We start from the raw sequence: 1,654 nt of genomic DNA, 5'->3' as shown, positions 1-1,654 counted from the left end.
TGTCAGTCTGTAGAGCGACCATAAGACCAGAACAGAGTAAATCTGTTAAGGCAGGTGCGAAAAATCCTTCGGGAAAGAAGCAGAAACTCAAATCGTGAGGTTTGGGAATCGCCGTCCGTTTTACGGCGGCGAGGATGTCAAGATCAATATTTTTTCTCTCTCATCCCCATGACAAGCACTGATCAATCTCAACCCCTCCCTAGGGATGACTATTTTCACTACCAAAATTGTTGGTATCCTGTGTTATTCGTGCAGGATTGGCAAAAAAATCCCTACTCTTTCTCTCTTTATGGGCAACCATTGCTAATATTTCGCGATCAGCAGGGAAAATGGGGCTGTTTGCTTGATCGCTGTCCCCATCGCTTGGCTAAACTCTCCACAGGACAGATGATCGCTGGTCGTTTAGAATGTTTGTACCATGGTTGGCAGTTCGAGACGGATGGAAAATGTTCCCATATTCCCCAACTGCCAGTCAATACCCCGATTCCCCGCAATGCCAAGGTTAAATCCTATGGGGTGGTGGAACGTCAGGGAGTCCTCTGGGTTTGGTTAGGAGAAGAGGAAACAGCGAAAGAAAGCGATATTCCTATCATCAAAGACCTAGAAGACCCCAATTGTGTCCATACCGATTATGTCATCGATTTTCCCTATGAACAGGGCTATTTACTCGAAAATCTCCTCGATCCCGCCCATGTTAATATTAGCCATGATCGCAGCGAATTCGGGGCAAAACGGGAAAATGCTCAACCGTTAGCCTTCCAAATCCTCGAAATCTCGGCGCGGGGAATTCGCAGTCAGTGGCGCAATAGCCGCAATCCGCAGGAAAGCTGGAAATATCTGGATTTTATAGCCCCTAATCTCGTTCATTATCGTTTTGCTCTGCCTAATCCCCATTGGTGTGCTGGATTGGCTTTATACGGGATTTCTCTGGGTCAAGGTCGTTCTCGCTTACTGATGCGACGTTACCAAAATTTTGCCGTTAACTCCCGTCAATACCGTTGGCGCTGGTTGGAACATCTGCGTCAAAGTCGCATCCTCGAAGATGATCTACCTTTAATTCAAAGTCAGCAGCAAATGGTGGAAAAGTCAAGAGATAGTTTACAAAAATTATACTTACCCTTAAAAAGTTCCGATGCCTTGGTGATTGAGTTACGTCAATGGTTCGATCGCTATGGGGACTCTTTCCCCTACTATCAAGGCTACACCAGCCAGCGGACAACGGCGCTCGATTTATCCGATCCTTTACCCCTCGATCGCTATTCTCGTCACACTGTCCACTGTCGCACCTGTAGCGATGCCCATGAAAACATGGTAAAAACTAAACAAATTGCGATTTTAATGGGTATATTATTAGTTTTACTGGCAATTTTATCCCCAAATCAGTCTATCTATCAAATTACTGCCCTTATTTTCGCAATTTTGGCTTTAGCAATAGCGATCGCCGCCAATTACACCCGCAGAAAATTTGAACGCACCTATGAGAAAAAAGCCCATACCAAACTACAGTAATAAGTAGGGTCTGCTGAAAAAGTTTTTCGGTGGTGGCAGGGTGTGGGGTGTGGGGTGTGGGGTGTGGGGTTTTACCGGTTTTGAGGGGGCCAATTACCTAATTTTCAGGGAAAAAGTCCAGGAATTTTCCCCCTGATCACTCCCA

At 45.8% G+C, this 1,654-nt stretch carries 1 protein-coding gene; it reads left to right on the top strand.

Annotated elements, in window-relative coordinates:
• Positions 1 to 168 precede the first annotated feature (168 nt).
• Complete coding sequence (locus tag PX481_RS09635) at positions 169 to 1,509, top strand: aromatic ring-hydroxylating dioxygenase subunit alpha (RefSeq protein ID WP_002760677.1); 1,341 nt, start codon at positions 169 to 171, stop codon at positions 1,507 to 1,509.
• Positions 1,510 to 1,654 lie beyond the last annotated feature (145 nt).

The sequence above is a fragment of the Microcystis sp. M53603_WE2 genome (assembly GCF_030065435.1).
The sequence above is the reverse complement of the archived record's forward strand: the minus strand, read 5'-3'. Positions and strand labels throughout refer to the sequence as shown.